The organism is Lysinibacillus sp. FN11 (genome assembly GCF_024628845.1).
Taxonomy (GTDB): Bacteria; Bacillota; Bacilli; order Bacillales_A; family Planococcaceae; genus Lysinibacillus; species Lysinibacillus capsici.
In genome coordinates this window covers 2,848,638-2,865,334 of sequence record NZ_CP102383.1, presented here as the reverse complement: position 1 = coordinate 2,865,334, position 16,697 = coordinate 2,848,638, and the positions used below count along the sequence as shown (strand labels likewise).

Sequence of the window (16,697 nt, the reverse complement as noted above, 5' to 3'; positions counted from 1 at the left end):
ATTTTTCACAAAAGAGAGGATGATTAATCATGGGACGTTACATGCCTTTATTACTGCTAACAATGATTCTATGTGTTGCTTGTACGTCAACGAAGAATAATACCAATAAAAGGTTAGAGAGTGAGGGAAATCACGCGATAGATGGTATGAATTCCTCTGTTGAAATACTAGCAGATCAATTGCAGACACCTTGGTCGATTCAAAAAATTGGAGATGTCTTTTATATAGCAGAAAGGCCAGGCAGTATTGTAAAAATTGCGGAAGGGAGCGTTGATAGGCAGCAGATTATCCTGAAAAAGGAGCTATCAACTGCGCCAGAAGCGGGTATGTTGGGATTTGTATTAGCACCTAATTTTCCTACCAGTCAAGTTGCCTATGCGTATTATACGTATGTCGAGGAAGAGGAACAATTTAATCGTATTGTTACGTTAACGTTTAGCGATAATAAATGGATCGAACAGGATCTTATTATGGATCGAATAAAGAGTGGTACATATCATCATGGTGGACGATTGAAAATAGGTCCTGACGGAAAGCTGTATGCAACGGTAGGAGATGCAACACAACCTTCTTTAGCACAGGACGTGAAAGCTTTAGAAGGAAAAATTTTGCGCATCAATTTGGATGGCTCCATACCGAATGATAATCCTTTTCCTCAATCCTATATATACAGCTATGGACACCGAAATCCACAAGGCTTAACATGGTCTACTGATGGTACGATGTATGCCAGTGAACATGGCAATGCAGCAAATGACGAAATTAATATCATTGAGAAGGGGAAGAATTATGGCTGGCCTCTTATTGAAGGAATGGAGAAAGAGCAGGGGATGATAACACCTCTTTTTACATCCGGTGCTTCTACCACATGGGCTCCATCAGGCATTGCTATTGTAAATGATCAATTATATGTCGCTGCCCTAAGAGGTACAGCAGTCCTAGCTTTTGATATAAATAAGAACAAACACAATGAATTACTATCAGAATTTGGTAGAATTCGTGATGTCTTTGTGGATGAAAAGTTTCTTTATTTTATTAGCAATAATACAGATGGTCGTGGAAATCCACAACCTCAGGATGATAAACTATATCGAACGCCATTGTGATATAATATTTGAGAAAACATGGAATGGTAGGAAGAATGGGGAGGACAAACATGGCAAACTATCTTAAGATCGCAGTAGCAATTGATTTCTCAGAACAATCATTAAAAGCATTGGATAGAGCGAGTCAATTAGCAAAGGAACACAATGCTATTTTGCAATTGGTGAATGTCATTGATACAAAATCGTTTGGAGCAGTTTCAGCATATGACTTAAAATATGCTGAGCAATTGAAGAAGGAAAACATTCTTAAAATGGAAAAGCTAGAAAAAGAGGCGTTACAGACAGGAGTCAAAGAGGTTGAATCCATTGTAGAAACAGGTTCACCAAAAGGTATTTTAACACAATTACCTCAGGTTGATTTAATTGTTTGTGGTGCAACTGGGTTAAATCGTATGGAAAAAATGATGTTAGGCTCTGTGGCAGAGAAAGTCGTACGTCATGCGCTTTGTGATGTGTTGATTGTTCGTTAGTGGTTAAATAGTTTAGAGTAAAAGAACCTGCTTGTGCTAGTCGACAAGCAGGTTCTTTTATTATTGGATTGTTTGAGCGTTATCAATAATGCTTTGAGGTATATCGATTGTTTTTAGATGATTAAATTCCGTATACGTAACGACTGATTTTGTATTCATTAACAATTCGTCACCTTCTACGGCCATTTTTAAGTCAAAATTCATATCCATTTTGTTCGTATCGAAAGTCTCTTTATCGATGTGTAGCACGTAGTTAATTTTTTCAATTGATAGTTGATCCATTGGGTTTTCTTCTAGACCCATTTCTTGGATAGACTTATTAATCTCAGAATCGATTAGCTCTTTGAATTTATCGCCTTTTGCATCTAATGTAAGGACATATTCATCATCCGTTTGTTCAAATGTAAAGTCCTTAATGAATTTTTTCAATTGTTCTAGCTGTTCCTTCGCATCAGCAGAAGCCGCCGTTTGATCTAATATAGCATCAAAGTTCTCATCAGGGAGCTTTAACCAGCTGTCTGTTGTCGAATCCTTCATAAATAAGCCTGCATCTTTTTTCATATACATTTCAATTGGCATGTCCATTGTTTCTTCACTTTCATTCATCATATCAGGCATTGTCATAGATCCTGATAAATGCATTGCAAGTGGATCAACGATGATATCCATCTCCATTTTGGAGTCGATTGAAAACTCCATTGCTTCTTCACCAGACCCAACCTTTGTCACCTGTGTCATATCCATTTTAGCACTTGCACTTTGAATATCAGCCTGACGATCTACTGCTTTGTCATACACTTGTTCTAAAGTGAGTTTGCTTTTATTAGTTGTGTCTTTCGTAGGCGTAGCGCTTGAATTACAAGCGGCAAGTGTCAACGCTAGTGTTCCGACTGCTAATACTTTAAAAATTTTCTTCATTACTTTCATCTCCTATTCTTGGTAAAAAACACTATCTACTACTATACGCACTAGAAAAGGAAAAGTTTCATAAATTGTTAGAAAAGAACTACTTTTTTATTAAAAAAATAACATTATTCCTACTTCTGTAAGTGCTAAACGCGATAATTACCATATGAATAGGGATAAAACAAAAAAGCTGTCACGAACTTATCGTACAAGGACGATAAGTTCAGACAGCCTTTTGCTTACACCGTAGTGTAATGGATCAATTATAACCCCAGATCATAGCAAATAATGTACCAATGATTGTTACAACACCTACGAATACTGAGTATAAAATGGTTGTATATAACGTTTTTTTATCTTCAGATTCACCGATGTGCATGAATAATACTAATTGTACAGTTGCCTGTGCAAGAGCCGTTACTAGTAAAATTCCAAATGCCATATTAAGAGACATATCAAATTTAACAACTGCTAAAGCTACGATTGTTAGTAATAGTGAGAAGCCGAAGCCCATCACATGTTGTTTTGGGAATAATTCCTTCATCAGCTAATCAGTCCTTTCAAGTAGACGAAGCTGAAGATGAAAATCCAAACAACGTCTAGGAAATGCCAGTACAGTGAGAAGATAAACGCTTTATTAGCCGTTTGTGGGTTTAAGCCACGTTTTGCTACTTGGATTAAAATAGCTACGCCCCAGAAGAAACCGAATGTTACGTGGGCACCGTGCGTTCCAAGTAAAGTCATTAAGGACGATAAGAATGCGCTTGTTTGGATCGTCGCACCTTCGTGTACATATGTGACAAATTCATCAATTTCAATGGCTAAGAAGCCAAGGCCTAGTAGTAGAGTGATGATAAAGAATGTCATCATCGCTTTTTTACGACCGATACGCATTGCATGAACACCAAGACCAATTGTGAAACTACTTGTTAATAATAAGAATGTTTCCCATAGAACTGGAGTTAACTCAAAGATTTCAGCACCATTTGGGCCACTACCTGTCCGTGTGTGAAGTGTGAAATACACAGTAAACAATGTGGCAAATAACACGATCTCGGCGCCAAGGAAAATCCAGAAACCAAAGATTTTTAGGCGATTTTCCTCTGTACTATATTCTAATGGAAGTGAAGAATCGATTTTCATATTATTTATCACCTCTCAAGCTTTTCTCAGTTGCCATAACTTCCTCAACTGAAATATAACGACCATGGTCTTTTTCGAAAGAACGATGGATCATGAAGCCAAATACACCAAGCATACTAATGATGGCTGGTACCCACATATTGAATACAGCGAAGAATGCTGCAAGGAAGAAGAATCCACTCATCCAGAATGGTGTGCCTGTATTATTTGGCATGTGAATTTTTTCGATTGTACCTGCAGTAATATCGCGACCTTCTTTTTTCGCGAACCAATACTCATCTAAGCGAGTAACGGTAGGCACTACGGCAAAGTTATATTCTGGTACTGGAGAATGAGTAGCCCACTCAAGTGTACGACCATCCCAAACATCTGCCTTTTCATTGCGAGGCATATGCTTCCAGCTGTAGTAAATATTGTAGACGATTAAAGCAAAGCCGACTGCAAGTCCTAGAGCACCGACGAACGATAACATGTTCAATGGACCATAACCAGTAGACTCAGAATAAGTGTACATACGACGAGCATATCCATCTAAACCTAAAATGAATAATGGGAAGAATGTTACGTTGAAGCTGATGGCAATGAACCAGAAACCAGCTTTCCCTAATTTTTCATTTAGACGGAAACCGAACATTTTTGGCCACCAGTAGTGGTAACCTGCAAGGACACCAAATACTGTACCTGGAATTAATACATAGTGGAAGTGGGCAACTAAGAACATCGTATTATGATATTGGTAGTCAGCACTTGCCATCGCTAGCATTACCCCTGTAACCCCACCAATTGTGAAGATAGGAATGAAGCCAAGTGCATAAAGCATCGGTGTTGTAAATTGAATTTTCCCGTGCCTCATTGTGAGTAGCCAGTTAAATATTTTAACCCCAGTAGGAACTGCGATTGCCATTGTTGTAATAGAGAAAACACTGTTTACCATTACACCATGACCCATTGTATAGAAGTGATGGGCCCAAACTACGAATGATAGTAGGGAAATGACCACCATACTCATCACCATTGATTTGTAACCGTATAAGTTTTTACGTGCGAATGTTGCAATGATTTCTGAGAAAATACCAAAAGCAGGTAGGATAACGATATAAACCTCAGGATGTCCCCAAACCCAGAAAAGGTTGGCCCAAAGCATATCCATACCACCGTCTTGCATCGCAAAGAATTTTGTGCCGAATTGACGGTCAAACATCATCAGAGCAAGCGCTACAGTTAATACTGGGAACGCGAATACGATAATAATGTTTGTAATTAAAATAGACCAAGAAAACATTGGCATTTTCATTAATGTCATACCAGGGGCACGCATTTTAATGATCGTCGTGATAAAGTTAACACCTGTCATTAAAGTACCAATACCTGATAATTGAAGGGCTAAAGAATAATAGTTATTCCCTACAGTCGGACTAAATTCCGTACTTGCAAGAGGGAAGTAGGCTGTCCAACCAGCGTCTGGTGAACCACCGATAATGAATGATAAGTTTAATAAACCAGCACCTGCTGCAAATAACCAGAAGCTGACAGCATTTAGACGTGGGAAAGCAACGTCACGTGCACCGATTTGAAGTGGAATGACAATGTTCATTAAGCCGATAACAAATGGCATCGCCATAAATAGAATCATTAATAAACCGTGTGTTGTGAAAATTTCATTATAGTGTTGTGCATCAAGAAGTCCGTTATCTGGAACGGCTGTTTGTGCACGCATTAATAGTGCATCGATACCACCGCGGAATAGCATTAATAAAGCTACTGCGATATACATAATCCCGATTTTTTTATGGTCAACAGTTGATAGCCAGTTTTTGTAGAAATAGCCCCATTTTTTGAAATAAGTAAGGCCTGCTACGATAACCACTGCACCAACTACGATACTAATAGCTGCCGCTAAAATCATCGGTTCTTGCATTGGATGGAATAATTCTTCCATACTCATTGGATGCGCTCCTTTCAGAATTAAAAATTAATGTCTCGATTCGTTCAACGATAAAATCAAATTAATGACCAGAATGTTCATTATTCATGTCTTCTTCAGACATATCTCCATGATCCATTTCATCCATATTCATGTGTTTACCATGTTCCATTGGAGCTGGTCTAAAGTCTAAGTGTGTAGATGAGAAGCTTTGGCGACCAACATGTTCTGCCTCTAAAAGCTCATCAAATTTTTCTTCTGTTAATGGTGCCTCTTTCGCTTTAACATCAGCAACCCATTTATCGAAGTCTTCTTGTGTCATAGATTGTGCTTCAAATTCCATTTCTGCAAAGCCACGTCCATTAAAGTTAGAGTTACGTCCCATAAATGAACCAACTTCATCTGCTGCAAGGTGAATTGTTGTTAACATATCACTCATAGCATATTTTTGACCTGCTAATTGAGGAATCCAGAAACTTGTAATTGGACCAAATGAGTAAAGCTTAAATTCGATTGGACGATCCACCGGAATGTTTACATAGTTAACTGTTTCAACACCTTCTTCTGGATAACTAAAATGCCATTTCCAGTTTGATGATGATGCATAAATCACTAAAGGCTCCTTATCGTCATAACCTGCTGGTTGAGCTTCTACTGTAGCTGTTGTTCTTACTGTCACAACAGCTAAAAATGCTACGATAATAATTGGAATTACTGTCCATGTAATTTCAAGCAGATGGCTTCCTTCTTCATGAGGAGGCTCATAATCTGCAGCAGCTTTTGATGCACGATATTTTGTAAGCATAAAAGCCAAAAGCACATACACGACTAGCAATATAAAGGCCATTGTAATAATGGATAAGATAATTGTGTTTGATAATGTTTCAGCATTAGGTCCTTTTGGATTGAACACTGTTAATGGTTCACATCCAGCAAGAAGAGCAATCGCACTCAATGCTACTAACATTAAACTTAATTTTTTCTTCATGTTTGACTCCTTTCTATAGAACGGCTATTCATAAAATTCATGTGTTTTTTGTCAGTGTCACATTTACAAATAGTTGATACTGAGGTCACCTCTTTTATCTTGGCGTATCAATCAACAACATAAGAAATTACAATGGCATGGTTCAATATGAAACATAATATCTAGTGTTGATTGATCTGATGCAAGCGTTAGCAAAATCAATGATGTGCACAATCGTTTAAATACGTACTTGGTTAACTACGATTGCCACATTCTCTCGTTGTTTGCACATTGGATTATACGCCCTGTTTTTAAGAAAAAACATAATTTTGTTATGAAAATGATAGTATAGCGGTATTGAATTTGAACATTTTTTGAACAAAAATCGTTATTTTAGTATTGGTATTTATAGGTTTTATTTATTAAACACTGTGAAAACGTTGAAAATACTGCATTCCTGATGTTTACCTAAGTAAATAATTTAAAATGTGAAAAATGGTATTTCACATTTTAGACGCTGTTTTGTAATAAAATCATTGTCATACCAGTCCTATTGGGATTTTTTATTTGCCTTTTATCCAAAAAAGGAGTAGATGCAATGACGTTTTATGGAAACAATAGGTTGAATTTTCAATGAAAGGAATGAGTAAGGAGGGAATAAATGGAGTGAAATATTAATTATGTTAATATAATAACTGTTTTTCTTTAATATCCATATTTTTACTTCATTTGTTTTATCTGAAAAGTAAAAAGCAAACTAAGACCGTTCTTAGTTTGCTAGTATTTTAGAAAAAAATTATGTTATCAAGAATTAAGCGGTGTAATTCAGCATTTTTAAAATTACCTGTCAATCACCAAGCTTCAGCCATTTGGCTACTTGTCCATAAATCGTATTTTGAAGCTGTGGAGCTTTATTATTCATTTTCAAAGAAAAATACAGTGTTTTCATAAAGTTTAAGGTACAAGTTCTGCCACTAAAGAAGAGCTCATTATAACCTTGTGTCATTAAATGCATTTCGAATTTATCAAAAGCCTGCTCAACAAATTCGATCAGTGCTTCCTCTGAGTAATTCCGAAGTAATAACGCATCCACTATATTAATTAAACGTTCCTCTTCATCGTTAACAAAGACTGTTTCTTTCCAAGTGACAAGTTTTAATGCATGTAAAATGGATGGTGCATACTGTAAATCGAATTTTGGATGTTTTATTGTTGTTGTAGCTAAATCTGCACCATGTGCAATACTGTGTGCCCAACCTTTTTCCTGAACATATCCCCTCGTATCCTGTTCTAATAACAAATAACGGCCAATTTTTTTGAAGAACACTTCTAGGTCTTCCTCTCTTAAAACGAGTAATTCAGCGTCCTTTGCAAGAAGACCTGCAACTAGTAAAGCGGAAAACGAACGAGTAAAGACACTATCCTCTGTTTTATCTCCGATATGTAAATATAAAAAATCCTCACCTGTAACTGTATCAAACAAATATTGAAGTTGTTGAGAACTCAATAAATTATCACTTAGTAAATCAACAAAGGTGCGATAAATGAGGTGGTCTCGTAATTCGGCATCAACTGAGCCAATATGGGTTAACATCTCCTGTAATAGCCAATCACTATGCTGGAACATAAATGTCTGACGCTCAGACAGTGTCATTGTTGAAAAAGACTGTAATGTTTCTTTAATATCCATGTTAAAAAAGCCCCCAACTTATTTTTGTACTATATATTATAGCGCCATTTCATTTCGAAGGGATAAATTTGAAACCTTCATTTTAAATAAGCACAGTTAGAATGTCCTCTTTAAAACATAATTTTTACAATATTATTTCCAGAAACTATAGAAAGTTGTTATGATAGAAACGCAATTAAATGGTAAAACTAAAATGTGAACAATAAAAAAGACATACCTATTTAAGTATGTCTTTGTCTAGCTAAATAATGACTGCTGATTTAATGCCAATTGGCCATTCAGTGAGCGTGTGTTGATTTGTCTTTAACTCGACAAGAATATTGGCATTTTTGATTGCATCAATGAGCCATTCACTATAGTGACGATTTGGTTCAGGATGCTGTAAAATCTGCTGCATATCTTTTTTATCAACATGTAACAGCTTGTAGTTACATTCAATGTTTACTTTTTGAGGAATAATGGAAAGAGACTCATTTTGATGACCAAGTGCAATAGATCCAGGAATACACCCTTGGATTTTTAAAATATAGGTGCTGGCTTCTTGTGTGAAGACATCAATTTTGGTGCGTGTTAAAAGTTCAAATTCTATCGGCTTATCTTGAAAAGGGCCGTCCGTTGTAGAAATTGAAATGACTTTAATCGATAATGCCTCGAATGTAGATGAGATACAATGATCAAACTCTGTAATTGTATCAAGTAATTGCATGGATTCCACTCCTTGTGTAAGAACTTGATTTTCTTGATGCAGACAACAAAGGGGGAGTGTCTGCGAATTGTGATAAATTTTAGACTATTCTAATTATAATACAATTTATTACAAAATATGAATGCAAAAGCAATAATTTTTTGTTAAAAACAAGAAACTTGTGGATTTTTTAGTAAATAGCAGAAATGAAAAATTAGAACAAAGAGGTGAGAAAAATGACAAAAAGAAAGCGTCATGTCATTAAACATGACAATGTTGTTGTTTTTCCGGGCGCTGTCCAAACTTTAATACGTGAAGGACATATGTTTGCTGAAAATTTTCAGTATGAAAAAGCGGTGGCGAGTTTTGAAAAGGCATTTGTGTACGAAGCTGGAGATGAACTTGCTCTTAGTGCCTATGCTTTTGCCTTGTATGAATTAAAGGACTATAGCAAGACTAAGAATGTTTGTGAGCAATTATTTTCAATGGGTACGTCATTTTATGTAGAAATCATGGAATTGTACATTACCGTATGCATGCAGTTAAAAGAATACCATCAAGTAGAGTCATTAATTACAACCCTACTTGAAGAAAATGTTTTGCCTCAGGATCAAATTGAAAAATTTGAACGTTTAAAAAATTTGAATAGTGAAGTGTCTAAGAATCTAGAAAAAAAAGAAAATGCACAACGGTTAATAGAAGAACAGGAATATGGCCTTGAGAAATTTGGGGCACTTAGTCCAAATGAGCAATCCATTCGCTTACATCGACTGATGGATACAAATGTAAGACAACTAAAAGAGCCATTGAAAGAGATTATTGAATGTTCCACGATCCATCCGTTTGTCCAAAGTCTAGCACTCATATTATTAGTAGAACAAGAAGTAGCTATCAATGTTACAGTGGCCAAATTTAATCAAACCAAAATTGTTAATCCTACTGAATTAGTATTGCCTAACCAGCTACCGCAGTATGGAGAAATAAAAAATATACTAGAATTGAAGCTAGAACAAGACCCATCAACGTTAGAAATGGTACAATATTTAATGGCAAAGCATGCGATTGTAACGTATCCATTTGAATGGCACCCGTTCGAAGCAGATGATGTTGCCTATAGTTATATTGATTTTGTCTTAGCGATGCTTGGAAATGTACAAGAAATGGACTATGAAATCATTGACTTTTTACAAATGTTAGAAAAGTTAACAGAACTACATTAGGTATGAAATAAGTTGAAACTATACACATCTATGTTATACTAAAATGGTTGTCAAAATCGTAGTTACGAATGAATTGTCTAACATCTAAACTTGATTATTTATTTGGAGGTATTTATACATGTCAGCAAAATGGGAAAAACAAGAAGGTAATATCGGTACTCTTACAATCGAAGTACCTGCTGCAGAAATCGACGCAGCAATGGACCAAGCGTTCAAAAAAGTTGTAAAACAAATTAACGTACCAGGTTTCCGTAAAGGTAAAATGCCTCGTAAAATGTTTGAACAACGTTTTGGTATTGAATCTCTATACCAAGATGCATTAGAAATCATCGTTCCTGAATCTTATGCAAAAGCAATTGATGAAGCTGGAATTATGCCAGTTGATTACCCAGAAATCGCTGGTACAGAAAACTTTGTACACGGCCAAGATTTCACATTCACTGCACAAGTAACAGTGAAACCGGAACCAAAGCTAGGAGACTATAAAGGTCTAGAAGTATCTAAACTTCCAGTAGAAGTAACGGATGAAGAAGTAGATGCACAAATTCAAGATCAATTAGCTCGTAAAGCAGAGCTTGAAATCAAAGAAGACGAAGCAATCGTAGAAGGTGATACAGCTGTGATCGACTTCGAAGGTTTCGTTGGTGAAGAAGCTTTTGAAGGTGGTAAAGGTGAAGACTATCCACTAGAAATCGGTTCAGGTTCATTCATTCCAGGTTTTGAAGAGCAACTAGTTGGTGTTAAAGCTGGCGAATCTAAAGATGTTGTTGTTACATTCCCAGAAGAATATCATGCAGCTGAATTAGCTGGTAAAGAAGCTACTTTCAAAGTAACAGTGAAAGAAGTTAAAACAAAAGTTCTTCCTGAGTTAAATGATGAATTTGCAAAAGAATTAGATCCAGAAGTTGAAGGCGTTGAAGCTTTACGCGCTAAAATTAAAGAACAAACTGCAGCTCAAAAGGAAACAGAATCAGATGCAGCTCTTCGTGATGAGCTTGTAGAAAAAGCAGCTGAAAATGCTGATTTTGAAGTACCAGCAGGTATGATCAACTCTGAAACTGATCGTATGTTACAGGAATTTGGTCAACGTTTACAAATGCAAGGTATGAACCTAGACCTTTACTACCAATTCTCTGGTCAATCAGAAGAAGACTTACGTGGCCAAATGAAAGAAGAAGCTGAAAGCCGTGTGCGTGTATCATTAACACTTGAAGCAATTGCTGAAGCAGAAAAAATTGAAGCATCTGAAGCTGATATTGAAGCAGAATTAGAAAAAATGGCTGCTCAATTTAACATGACTAAAGATCAAATCACAAGTGCTTTAGGTGGAACAGCAGTACTTGAAAACGACATCAAAATCCAAAAAACAGTTGAATTTTTAGTAGAAAACGCTAAAATTACTGAATAAGATTTTGTGTAATTAGATAGCCCAAAAAAACAAGGTACGGCATTCATCCGTGCCTTGTTTTATCACATAAACTCTTAGAAATCAGTCCCCTTAACATTAATTCACTTTATACTTCACTTATACATAGTATTGTTTTAGTTTTTATCTTCATTCAGCAGATGTTTTTGTATCCAAAGTATAATGTCAGGTACAAAAAACTCCCATCTCACATAGATGGCGAGCTGTAAGCCTTTTAACCTTTTAGTGTGTGTTTAAACCACGACTGGATGAAGATAGTGCCTGCTGGCAGGCGTCAAGGATTTTGATTGAAGTCCTAGCGCTATTAGAGTCAAGGCGAAATTGATACGATGCTAAACTTAACTTCATTCAGAAAGGTTCTAACTAAATAAAATTTATTTTTTGAGTGATATACCCTTGGTTGATGAATGTAGTAGATTTATAAATAGAGATTCAGTAGTTTGTAGTGTGTCGGAAGTGAATAAATGTAACTTTATAGCAGTATAAGGTGGCGAAGTAAGTAGGTTCCTATAGCATGCTTCGAAAGACAATTGAAGTAAAGTACATGTCGATGCGTTATAATCTACACATGCATAATTACTGAGGCGTAAATGATGCAGACAATTTATTTGATAAAGGTTCAATAATCTTGTAAGATTGTTGCTTGAATAGGGGTGAAACATATTGTTCAAATTTAATGATGAAAAAGGCAATTTAAAATGCTCATTTTGTGGAAAACCACAAGAACAAGTGCGTAAATTAGTTGCAGGTCCAGGTGTTTATATTTGTGATGAATGTATCGAGCTTTGTTCAGAGATCGTTGTAGAGGAACTAGGTGTAGAAGAGGAAATTGAATTCCAAGATATTCCAAAACCAAAAGAAATCTTAACGATTTTAGATGAGTATGTAATTGGACAAGAGCGTGCTAAAAAAGCATTGGCAGTCGCAGTTTACAATCACTATAAACGTATCAATACGAATAGCAAAATTGATGATATTGAATTAGCAAAATCGAACATTGTGTTAATCGGCCCAACTGGTAGCGGTAAAACTTTATTAGCTCAAACGTTAGCACGTATTTTAAATGTTCCATTCGCAATTGCGGATGCTACCTCTTTAACTGAAGCAGGTTATGTTGGTGAGGACGTTGAAAATATTTTATTAAAGTTAATCCAATCAGCTGATTATGATATCGAACGCGCTGAAAAAGGGATTATCTATATTGATGAAATTGACAAGGTTGCACGTAAGTCGGAAAATCCATCTATTACACGAGATGTTTCCGGCGAAGGTGTTCAGCAGGCACTCCTGAAAATTCTTGAAGGAACAGTTGCAAGTGTTCCACCACAAGGAGGACGAAAACATCCTCATCAAGAATTTTTACAGATCGATACAACCAATATTCTTTTCATTGTTGGCGGTGCATTTGATGGTATTGAAGCCATTATTAAACGACGTCAGGGTGAAAAAGTAATAGGATTCGGTTCAGATCCTAATAAAGTAGATGTAGATGAAGGTTCTATCATGTCCAAGCTGATTCCGGAGGATTTATTGAAATTTGGTTTAATACCAGAGTTCATTGGTCGATTACCTGTACTTGCGAGTCTGGAGCAATTAAATGAAGCAGCACTAGTACAAATTTTAACAGAGCCGAAAAATGCACTAGCCAAGCAATATCAAAAAATGCTTGAATTAGATGGCGTTGAGCTTGAATTTGATGAAGATGCTCTTGTGGCAATTGCTAAGGAAGCAATTGAACGTAAAACAGGTGCGCGTGGTCTTCGTTCAATTATTGAGTCAACAATGCTTGATGTAATGTACGAATTACCTTCACGTGAAGACGTAAAAAAATGTATCATTACAGCAAAAACAATTACGGATAAAGAAAAACCGAAATTGCTTCTTGAAGATGGCACTGAACTCGATGAAGGTAGCGACACTAAAACTTCAGCATAATGAATAGACGTGGCTGTCTACCGTTGTGAGATAGAGAGTAATTAGCTGACTTCGATTGTGCAATATTCGCACATATCGACAGTCAGCTTTTTATTCATTCCTACATAAAGCAGCTGTAACTTGAAGAAATTTTTGGCTCGCTTCAATATCTAGTGTGAATCAACTTTTTAAACACATACTAGTAGCGCGGGATGTTAACATGAAAATTTTGACGGAGGTGAATGCCCGCATGGTGACAATACAAAAAACAACAAATGTACCATTATTGCCTTTGCGTGGACTTTTAGTATTCCCATCGATGGTGTTACATATTGATGTGGGTAGAAATCGTTCTGTAGCGGCACTTGAGCAGGCAATGTTAGAGGACCAAATGATTTTATTGGTAACACAAAAAGAAATGCACGATGAACAACCTGAAGAGCAAGATTTGTATTCAGTTGGTACAATTGCCTATGTCAAACAAATGCTTAAATTACCAAATGGCACATTACGTATCCTTGTAGAAGGAGTTGCTCGTGCAACGTGGAAAAACTATCGTGCGTTGGAGAAGTATACGGTTGTCGATATTGAGATTAAAGAGGAGTCAACAGAAAAAGATGTAGAAACACAAGCGTTGATGCGGACATTGTTGACGTATTTTGAAAAATATGCAAAATCTTCCAATAAAATCACGACAGAGACGATCAATACTGTAACGGATATTGAAGAGCCTGGTCGTTTAGCAGATATTATTGCTTCTCATTTGCCCTTTAAAATTGCCGACAAGCAAGAAGTATTAGAAATGCTAAGCGTTAAAAAACGACTAGATCATTTAATTATTCGCTTGCATGATGAACAGGAAGTATTGGATCTAGAAAAGAAGATTAATTCCAAAGTAAAGCAGTCAATGGAGCGTACGCAAAAGGAATATTATTTACGTGAGCAAATGAAAGCTATCCAAACGGAGCTGGGAGATCGCGAAGGGAAAACTGGAGAAGTTGCAGAATTACGGAAGCGTATCGACGAAGCTGGTATGCCAGAAGCAACAAAGGAAGCAGCACTGAAAGAATTGGATCGCTATGAAAAAATACCTGGAGCTAGTGCAGAGAGCGGTGTTATTCGCAATTATATTGATTGGCTTATTTCATTACCGTGGACAAATGCTACAGAGGATCGCATGAATATTACCCATGCTGAAAATATTTTAAACCGTGATCATGATGGATTAGAAAAAGTCAAAGAACGTGTTCTAGAATATTTAGCAGTACGTCAGCTGAAAAATTCACTTCGAGGGCCTATTTTATGTTTATCAGGGCCTCCAGGTGTTGGTAAAACATCATTAGCTCGCTCCATTGCCGAAAGTTTAGATCGTAAGTTTATTCGTATTTCTTTAGGTGGTGTTCGAGATGAATCGGAAATTCGCGGACATCGACGTACGTATGTTGGTGCAATGCCAGGACGTATTATTCAAGGAATGAAAAAAGCAGGTACCATTAATCCGGTATTTTTATTAGATGAAATCGATAAAATGTCGAATGATTTTAGAGGTGACCCAGCAGCAGCCATGCTTGAAGTTTTAGATCCTGCACAAAATAATACATTTAGTGATCATTATATTGAGGAACCATATGACCTATCTAATGTGTTATTTATTGCAACTGCCAATGATTTAAGTAGCATCCCAGGACCATTATTGGATCGTATGGAAGTAATTTCTATTGCAGGCTATACTGAAATAGAAAAAGCTCAAATTACAAAAAATCATCTCATACCAAAGCAGCTTAAAGAACATGGTTTGAAAAAAACACAAGTGGTAATCAAAGATGAAGCAGTTACTGATATTATACGTTATTATACTCGGGAAGCAGGAGTGCGCGGTTTAGAACGACAAATCGCTACGCTTTGCCGTAAAATTGCCAAAGTAATTGTATCTGGTGAGAAAAAACGCGTAACGGTAAGCTCAAAATCATTACAAGATTTGCTCGGTAAACATCGTTTCCGCTATGGACAGGCTGAAAAGGAAAATCAAGTGGGTGTCGCAACTGGACTTGCATATACAACAGTTGGAGGAGATACATTACAAATTGAAGTTTCTTTAACACCAGGTAAAGGGAAGTTACAACTTACTGGTAAGCTTGGTGAAGTAATGAAGGAATCTGCTCAAACAGCATTATCCTATGTGCGCACGAAGATGGAACACCTTAATGTGGATGCAGAATTTTTTGATACACATGATATTCATATCCATGTGCCAGAGGGTGCTGTACCTAAAGATGGACCTTCAGCTGGTATTACAATGGCAACTGCTATCGTTTCGGCTATTCTACATCGCCCGATTCGCCGCGAGGTAGGTATGACAGGTGAGATTACCCTGCGTGGCCGTGTATTGCCAATCGGCGGCTTAAAAGAAAAAACATTAAGCGCTCACCGTGCAGGATTAACGACAATCATTTGTCCTAAGGATAATGAACGTGATATAGAGGATATTCCAGATAGTGTACGTGAGCAACTAACATTTAAACTAGTGTCATCGGCTGATGAAGTATTAGCCTATGCGCTGGACGGAGGTTTTTAAAAAAATGAAAGTCCATAATGTCGAAATGGTCATTAGTGCGGTACGACCAGACCAATATCCAGAAGATGGACTGCCAGAATTTGCATTAGCAGGTCGTTCGAATGTGGGAAAGTCTTCCTTCATTAATCGAATGATCGGACGTAAAGCTTTAGCACGTATTTCATCTAAGCCTGGTAAAACACAAACCCTTAACTTTTATAAGATTGAAGAGCAACTGTTTTTTGTAGATGTTCCAGGGTATGGTTATGCAAAGGTTTCTAAAACAGAGCGTGAGGCATGGGGAAAAATGATCGAGCGCTATTTTACAGGACGCCAGGAGTTAAAAGCAGTCGTACAAATTATAGATTTGCGACATCCTCCAACAGCTGATGATCGTATGATGTATGATTTTTTAAAGCATTACAATATTCCTTGCATTGTCATTGCAACGAAGGCAGATAAAATTCCAAAAGGTAAATGGGATAAACATAAGAAAATTGTCAAAGAGACATTGGAGTTGGAAAAAAGTGATCCTCTTATTGTCTTCTCTTCAGAAACGGGACTTGGCTTTGAGGAAGCATGGAAAACAATCGAAAATAAAATGTAGTAAAAAGCATCTATTGTATCTAAAGCGTTAGGACAATAGATGTTTTTGTATTTTCAATCGAGTGGTGTAGAAAATTAGGGAAAAT

Annotated in this window: 14 protein-coding genes; 7 read left to right on the top strand and 7 right to left on the bottom strand. The window is 36.7% G+C overall.

The genetic code is table 11. The annotated features are described in order from the left end of the window. The first annotated feature begins 29 nt into the window (after window positions 1-29). Together NP781_RS15255 and NP781_RS15250 are read left to right on the top strand one after the other, a co-directional pair. Window positions 30-1,106: a PQQ-dependent sugar dehydrogenase gene (locus NP781_RS15255; protein WP_257520277.1), complete on the top strand. Its 1,077-nt coding sequence runs from the start codon at window positions 30-32 to the stop codon at window positions 1,104-1,106. A 50-nt stretch (window positions 1,107-1,156) separates the two neighbouring features. Further along, the gene (locus NP781_RS15250) at window positions 1,157-1,576 is read left to right on the top strand and encodes a universal stress protein (protein ID WP_221680903.1); all 420 of its coding nucleotides are present in this window, start codon (window positions 1,157-1,159) and stop codon (window positions 1,574-1,576) included. A 60-nt stretch (window positions 1,577-1,636) separates the two neighbouring features. On the opposite strand, the gene NP781_RS15245 is transcribed toward NP781_RS15250, so the two are convergent. The 7 genes from NP781_RS15245 to NP781_RS15215 form a co-directional block, all read right to left on the bottom strand. Further along, the gene (locus tag NP781_RS15245; protein WP_255601140.1) at window positions 1,637-2,494 is read right to left on the bottom strand and encodes a DUF6612 family protein; all 858 of its coding nucleotides are present in this window, start codon (window positions 2,492-2,494) and stop codon (window positions 1,637-1,639) included. Window positions 2,495-2,741: 247 nt separating this feature from the next. After that, window positions 2,742-3,026, bottom strand: coding sequence for a cytochrome aa3 quinol oxidase subunit IV (gene qoxD / locus NP781_RS15240; protein WP_004226585.1), 285 nt, complete (start codon window positions 3,024-3,026; stop codon window positions 2,742-2,744). Beyond that, window positions 3,026-3,625, bottom strand: a complete 600-nt coding sequence (gene qoxC / locus NP781_RS15235; protein WP_004226587.1) for a cytochrome aa3 quinol oxidase subunit III — start codon at window positions 3,623-3,625, stop codon at window positions 3,026-3,028. The genes qoxD and qoxC overlap by 1 nt, the downstream gene beginning before the upstream one ends. Before the next feature lies 1 nt (window position 3,626). After that, window positions 3,627-5,570 carry a cytochrome aa3 quinol oxidase subunit I gene (gene qoxB / locus NP781_RS15230; protein WP_221680901.1) on the bottom strand — a complete coding sequence of 648 codons (1,944 nt, stop codon included), beginning with the start codon at window positions 5,568-5,570 and terminating at the stop codon, window positions 3,627-3,629. Between the two features lie 61 nt (window positions 5,571-5,631). Then, window positions 5,632-6,537 carry a cytochrome aa3 quinol oxidase subunit II gene (gene qoxA / locus NP781_RS15225; protein ID WP_257520276.1) on the bottom strand — a complete coding sequence of 302 codons (906 nt, stop codon included), beginning with the start codon at window positions 6,535-6,537 and terminating at the stop codon, window positions 5,632-5,634. Between the two features lie 826 nt (window positions 6,538-7,363). After that, complete coding sequence (locus tag NP781_RS15220; RefSeq protein ID WP_221680899.1) at window positions 7,364-8,206, bottom strand: DUF2785 domain-containing protein; 843 nt, start codon at window positions 8,204-8,206, stop codon at window positions 7,364-7,366. 241 nt (window positions 8,207-8,447) lie between these two features. After that, complete coding sequence (locus NP781_RS15215; protein WP_066036516.1) at window positions 8,448-8,912, bottom strand: hypothetical protein; 465 nt, start codon at window positions 8,910-8,912, stop codon at window positions 8,448-8,450. A gap of 215 nt (window positions 8,913-9,127) precedes the next feature. Between NP781_RS15215 and NP781_RS15210 the strand changes: the two genes are divergently transcribed. The 5 genes from NP781_RS15210 (at window position 9,128) to yihA (ending at window position 16,612) form a co-directional block, all read left to right on the top strand. Continuing rightward, window positions 9,128-10,111, top strand: a complete 984-nt coding sequence (locus tag NP781_RS15210) for a CDC27 family protein (protein ID WP_221680898.1) — start codon at window positions 9,128-9,130, stop codon at window positions 10,109-10,111. A 118-nt stretch (window positions 10,112-10,229) separates the two neighbouring features. Then, window positions 10,230-11,519, top strand: coding sequence for a trigger factor (gene tig / locus NP781_RS15205; RefSeq protein ID WP_048395116.1), 1,290 nt, complete (start codon window positions 10,230-10,232; stop codon window positions 11,517-11,519). Between the two features lie 681 nt (window positions 11,520-12,200). Continuing rightward, the gene (gene clpX / locus NP781_RS15200; RefSeq protein ID WP_257520275.1) at window positions 12,201-13,472 is read left to right on the top strand and encodes an ATP-dependent protease ATP-binding subunit ClpX; all 1,272 of its coding nucleotides are present in this window, start codon (window positions 12,201-12,203) and stop codon (window positions 13,470-13,472) included. A gap of 229 nt (window positions 13,473-13,701) precedes the next feature. Then, on the top strand, window positions 13,702-16,026 hold the full coding sequence (gene lon / locus NP781_RS15195) for an endopeptidase La (RefSeq protein WP_257522542.1): 2,325 nt from the start codon (window positions 13,702-13,704) through the stop codon (window positions 16,024-16,026). A gap of 4 nt (window positions 16,027-16,030) precedes the next feature. After that, a complete protein-coding gene (yihA, locus tag NP781_RS15190) occupies window positions 16,031-16,612 on the top strand; it encodes a ribosome biogenesis GTP-binding protein YihA/YsxC (protein WP_004226613.1) in 582 nt (193 codons plus the stop codon). Window positions 16,613-16,697 lie beyond the last annotated feature (85 nt).